Genomic DNA, 6,481 nt, shown 5'->3' with positions numbered 1-6,481 from the left:
CCGGCCGGCCGCCACTGGCACGGCGGCCGGCGCGACGACGACGGAAAGCGCGCCGGCAGCAGCAGTGGCGGCACCGGCATCAGGCACCGCTGCAACTCCGTCCGCGGACAACAACACCGCGACACCGACTGCTGAAAAGGGCGTCCAGCAAATCAAGAAATTTGAAGTGACCGGGTCGCTGATTCGTAGCGCCGACAAGGTGGGCTTCAATGCAGTTCAGACGATTTCGCAGAAAGACATTCAGGAGAGCGGCGCCACGACGGTCGCCGATTATCTGCGCACGACCTCAGCCAACTCGGCCAATAGCTGGGGCGAAGGCCAGTCCGGAAACTTTGCCGCAGGCGCTGCGGGTATCGCCCTGCGCGGCCTCAGCGAAAAGTACACGCTCGTGTTGGTGGACGGACAGCGCGTCGCGCCGTTCGCGTTCTTCTCGAACAGCGTCGACTCCTTCTTCGATTTGAACACGCTGCCGTTGAACTCCATTGACCGCATCGAAATCGTGAAGACCGGTGCCGTGTCGCAATACGGTTCGGATGCCATCGCGGGCGTGGTCAACATCATCACGAAGCATGACTTCCAGGGACTGCAGCTCGACGGCAGCTATGGCAGCGCCATCAGCCAGGGCGGCGGCGCGGGCACGACCAAATTCGGCGTGCTCGCCGGCTTTGGCGATCTCAACGCCGATCGCTTCAACGTGACGGCAGCGGCAAGCTACTACAAGTCGAACGGCTTCACGCTGGCCGACCGCGATGCGACGAGCTCGCAGGATTTCACCAACAATCCGGGCGGCCATTCGTTGCTCGCGCCGTCGTACTGGAATATGCCCGACGGCAGCGTGCAGGCATTGAGCGGCTGTGCGAACGGCGGTGCGGTGCATCCCGCTGGCACCAACTCGCTGACATCGGGATTGCCGGGCACGATCTGCGGATACAACTCCGCGGAAAGCACGTCTATCGCGCCGATGACCGAGCGCTTGAACGCGAAGCTTCACGCTGATTTCAAGATCAACGATGAGACGACGGCGTTTGGCGACTTCCTGATCAGCAGCAACAAGACCACGACGAATGACGGTCTGTGGAACAACGTTATCGGCAATCCGCAGGTTCCCGCACTCGTGTGGAACCCGAACACCAAACTGCTTTCGCCGTTCAACTTCAATGTGCCGGCGAGCAATCAGTACAACCCGTATGGGGTATCCACGCCGCTCACGTATGCGTTCCCGGGCGCGGTAGCGGAAGACACGTATGCCACTTACTGGCGCGCGTCGACGGGCATCAAGGGCTCGTTCAACTTGCCGAATGGCGAGTGGGATTGGGCGAGCTCGGTCAGTCACTCGCAAAGCACGGTTTCGAACACTTATACGAACCAGCTCAACACCGCGGCACTGACCAATATTTACCAGAACGGTACGTTCGATTTCTCGAATCCCGCCGCGACGCCGAACGGCCTCAACGGGTTGTACCAGGATGCGAACAACCTGGCTATCTCGAAGCTCGATACCGTTGACGCGACGCTGTCCACGCCACACCTCTTCAGTCTGCCAGCGGGTGATGTGGGTCTTGGCTTCGGTGCACAGTTCACTCACCAGAGTGAAGTGATGAACCCGGGTGCGGCATTCGAACAAGGTCAGGTCATCAGCCCGAATCTCCAGACGGTGAACGGCCAGCGCAACGTGGCTGCCGTGTACTACCAGGTGGACATTCCAATTGTGCGCGCACTGACGTTCAGCCAGTCGGGCCGTTACGACCACTACAGCGATGTCGGCGGTGCGTTCTCGCCGCGTTTCGCGTTGCGTTATCAGCCGGTTCAGGCACTCACGATGTACACCTCGTACAACCGTGGCTTCCGTGCGCCGACGTTCGTTGAGAACAGCAACTCGCAAACGATGGGTATTCAGGTCGACCAGGCCACCGGCCAGAACTACACGTCGATCACGGAAGGTAATCCGGCCCTGAAGGCGGAGCGTACGAAAAACCTGAGCATCGGCTTCCAGCTGTCGCCCACGCGTACGACCGATATCGGCCTGGATTGGTACAAGATTCGTGTCGATAACGTGATCGGCCAGGGCTCGCCTTCCCAGGTTGTCACCGACCCGGTCACGGGCGATCTCCTGTACAAGGTCATCCCTTACCAGAACCTTGGCTACCTCGATACGAACGGTTTCGAAGGCACGTTCCGCCAGTCGCTGCCGACGAAGACCGGGACGTTCACGTTGTCCGCTGACTGGGCTTACGTGAACAGCTTCAAGCTCGGCTCGCCGGGTCAGGCGCCGGTGAATGGTGCGGGTAACGACTACACCCTCACACAGCCGTTCGGCGGCAGCTTCCCGCGCTGGAAGGGCAATACCACGCTGGACTGGGCGTACAACAAGTTCGACGCAGCGTTGACCTGGCAGTTCACCGGTCCGTATGCGCAGAACCTGGTTGCCGACGGGCCGTCCCACGTGGGATCGTACAGCCAGTTCAACCTGATGATGACGTACACGGGCTTCAAGCACTGGACGATCTACGGCGGTATCGACAACATCTTCAACCGTGCGCCGCCGTACGATCCGATCTTTGCAAATGGCACGCTCGATCAGAATGGCTACGACCAGTCGATATACACGAACATTGGCCGCTTCGCGCAAATTGGCGCAACGTACAAGTTCTGATGTCGCTGTAGTGTGTTTGACCGATTGAACGGTCGCTCCAGCGCGTGTCATGCGGCGCTGGAGCGACCTTGTTTTCGACAATCCCGGACCCTTCGATTCAATCGTCGATCTTTCGACGCCTCATCGCACGACGCGCTCAAGGCCGCAGTCAACGCCGAGCGTGGAAGTAACGAATACCAGGAGTTTCCAGATGTTTTTCGCACCACGTCCTTCTTCGATCCGTCTTTGCCGCGCATCCGCGGCGCTTGCTCTGGGTGGCGTCATGCTCGCTGGCGCCGTGCAGGCGGCAGTCGTTCCTCCTGGCGTGCAACTCGCCGCGAAGCAGGAACTGGTGCGCAACAATGGCACTGAAGTCGAGACACTCGATCCGAACGTGGCGGAGTCCGTGCCGGCCAATACCGTCGCGCGCGATCTGTTTGAAGGGCTGACCGCCACCCGTTCCGACGGTGAGACCGTCCCCGGCGTCGCTGAAAAGTGGGAGATGAAGGACCCCACCACGTGGGTCTTTCATCTGCGAAAGAATGCGAAGTGGTCCAACGGCGAGCCTGTTGTTGCCGCTGACTTTGTCTACGGATCCCAGCGTCTCGTCGATCCAAAAACGGCTTCACCGTACGCCACCACCTACGGCATGTTCCTGCTGAACGGAACAGACATTGTGGCAGGCAAGAAACCGGTGGCGTCGCTTGGCGTGAGCGCACTCGACCCGTATACGGTCGAAATCAAGACTCCTTATCCGGTGCCGTTCCTGCCCGACCTGATGTCGAATACGAACTTCGGGCCGGTGAACAAGGCGGGCGTCGACAAATACGGCCACGACTGGACCAAACCCGGCAAGCTGATCAGCAACGGCGCCTTCATGCTGAAGGACTGGCAGGTGAACAACCGCCTCGTGCTGGCGAAAAACCCGCAATACTGGAATGCCGCTAACGTGCAGCTGAACCAGGTCACGTACCTGCCTGTGGAAGACGAAAACACGGACGTGGATCTGTACAAGTCCGGCGGTGACGACTGGGTGAACCAGCTTCCCTCGGGCACTTTTGCCCGCTACAAACAGGAGTACCCGAACGAGATGCGCGCGGCGCCCATGCTCGGCTTGCGCTATTACTCGTTTAACAACAAGGACCCGCTCCTGAAGGACGTGCGTGTGCGCCAGGCGCTGTCCATGGTCATCGACCGGGACATCCTGGCTCAGCGTGTGACTGCCGACGGCCAGATCCCGGCGTATGGCGTCATCGTGAAAGGCGTGAAGGGGGCAGACGTCAGTGCGTACGACTGGGCCTCATGGCCGATGGCGAAGCGCGTGGACGAGGCGAAAAAACTGTTGGCCGAGGCGGGCGTGAAACCTGGCACCAAGTTGCAGTTCGTCACCAACACGAGCGAGTACCACAAGAAGATGGCGATCTTCGCGGCTTCCGAATGGAAGACGAAACTGGGTCTGGATACTGAAATCCAGGCGATGGAATTCAAGGTGCTGCTCAAGAAGCGGCACGATGGCGACTACCAGATCGCACGCAACGGCTGGGTCGCGGATTACAACGACGCAAGCACTTTCCTCACACTGGTTCAATGCGGTTCCGAGCAGAACGACAACCAGGCGTGCAATCCCAAAGCCGATGCGCTGATGCGCCAGGCATCCAACTCCACCGACCCGGCCACGCGCCAGACGTTGCAGACCGAAGCAGCCAAGGTGGCAATGGAAGACTATCCGATGCTGCCGCTGCTGCAATACACGCTGGTGCGGTTGGTCAAGAGTTACGTGGGAGGCTATTCCACGAAAAACCCGATGGACCATTACCGCAGCGAAGACATGTACATTATCAAGCATTGAGCGCGGTGCGCGGCCCGGCCACTCGACATGCGCGCGACGAGTGGCCGGCGTCGCATTTTCATCCGGACGCACGCATCCGTTTCACCCTTCAGGTTTTGTCATGAACGAACCGCATCATCCCCTGGAAGGCGCGCTGTGGGCGCCGGCGGCAAGCGACAATGAATAGGGACTTCATTACGCTGGGCGTTGCTGCACTGCTCTTTGCATCGCAAGCGTTAGCGAACCCGTCGATCGCCCAATACGACGAGCCGAAGTATCCGGCGAACTTCACGCACTTCGACTATGCGGACCCGGACGCGCCGGCTAACGGCGACATGAGTTTCCAGAACTACGATGAGCTGCAAAGTTACGATTCGATGAATCCCTTCCTGCTTCGCGGCGTACCGGCGCCCGACCTGAAGAACCTGATGTTCGACACGCTGATGCAGCGAAGCTGGGACGAACTGGCGTCGGAGTATCCGTTGATCGCGGACGACGTGGAGGTCACACCGGACGGCAAGTCAGCCACGTACCATATCAATCCGAAGGCGCGTTTTTCCAACGGCGACCCGATCACCGCAGCCGACGTGAAATATTCATACGACACGTTGGCAAGCCATCAGGTCTCGCCGATCTACAACTCGCAGTTCGCCAACATCAGCCGCGCGACCGTGGTCGATCGCCTGACGGTGCGCTTCGATTTCAAGGAAGCGCGCCGCGATGCGCCGCTGATCGCGGGGGACTTGCCAGTTTTCTCGCCGAAGTGGGGCGTGAAAGCAGACGGCACGCGGCCGCCGTTCGATCAGATATCGGATGTGCCGCCGGTGGCAAGCGGTCCTTACCTGATCGAGCAGCGCAAGAACGACAAGCAGATCACGTACAGGCGCAACCCGGATTACTGGGCCGCCGATTTGCCGTCCCGACGCGGCATGTACCGCTTCCAGCGCATCACGTTCCGGCTTTTCACCGACGCCTACACGTCTCTGGAAGATTTCAAAGCCGGCCACACGGATATGCGCGCTGAGTATTCGTCCTCGACCTGGGCGCGCAAGTACATCGGCAAGAACTTCAGCAACGGGTCGCTCAGGAAAAGCCAGTTCCCCGACGGTCCGGCGCAGATGCAGGGCTTGGTCATCAACACGCGCAGACCGCAGTTCGCGGACGCGCGTGTGCGTCGTGCGCTGACGCTTGCTTTCGACTACGACTGGCTGAACCGGATGGGCTTTTACAATCTATACCGCCGCACGGGCAGCTATTTCCAGGACTCCCCGTTTGGCGCGCAGGGCGTGCCGGATGCAAAGGAGCTTGCGCTGCTCGAACCGTATCGTTCGACTCTTCCGGCTGCCGTGTTCGGCCCCATGCTGAAGCAGCCGGACACTGTGCCGCCACATTCGCTGCGTGCCAATTTGCGTGAAGCCCAGGCGCTCCTGAACGAAGCGGGCTGGCAGTATCGTGACGGTGCATTGCGCGACGCCAGCGGCGCGCCGATGACCATCGAGATCATGGACGACCAACCCGGCATGGACAAGGTCGTCCTGCCGTATATCCAGCAGTTGCAGACGCTTGGCATACAGGCGCATCTGCGGGAACTCGACAGCGCGTTGTACGAGAAACGCATGGACGCATTCGACTTCGACATGACGACGTATATCTATGCACCCGTCACCATCCCGGGCGGCGAACTGACACGCCGCTTCGGCAGCGCGGCGGCGTCGCAGCCGGGTTCGGAAAATTTTCCGGGAGTCCGTTCGAAGGCCGCCGACGCGATGATAGACGCTGCGTTGAAAGCGCAGACGCTAGGCGATCTTGAAACGGCCACGCGCGCGCTCGATCGCATCCTGATCAACGAGTATTACATTGTGCCGGAGTACTACGCGCCTACTACGCGCGTGGGCTACCGGGCGCGAATGGGCTTTCCCCGGGTGTCGCCGCTTTCTTACCTTGCGGAGGACTGGCTGGTCGACTACTGGTTCGTGAAGGCGCCGTCCGGTGCTACTACGGCTGCATCAACACACTGAGAT

The 6,481-nt window shown here is 60.2% G+C and carries 3 protein-coding genes; all 3 read left to right on the top strand.

The features are described 5' to 3' along the window. Positions 1–2,653 (top strand): TonB-dependent receptor (locus BSU04_RS33110; RefSeq protein WP_256983614.1); only part of this gene is annotated, 2,653 nt, incomplete at its 5' end. Positions 2,654–2,843: 190 nt separating this feature from the next. Continuing rightward, on the top strand, positions 2,844–4,481 hold the full coding sequence (locus BSU04_RS33105; RefSeq protein WP_089164184.1) for a peptide ABC transporter substrate-binding protein: 1,638 nt from the start codon (positions 2,844–2,846) through the stop codon (positions 4,479–4,481). Between the two features lie 158 nt (positions 4,482–4,639). After that, positions 4,640–6,478 (top strand): extracellular solute-binding protein, encoded by a 1,839-nt coding sequence (locus BSU04_RS33100; protein ID WP_089164180.1) that lies wholly within the window; start codon positions 4,640–4,642, stop codon positions 6,476–6,478. The last annotated feature ends 3 nt before the right edge of the window (positions 6,479–6,481 follow it).

The organism is Caballeronia sordidicola, from assembly GCF_002220365.1.
GTDB classification, from domain to species: domain Bacteria; phylum Pseudomonadota; class Gammaproteobacteria; order Burkholderiales; family Burkholderiaceae; genus Caballeronia; species Caballeronia sordidicola_C.
This window is presented reverse-complemented; position numbering and strand designations above follow the sequence as displayed.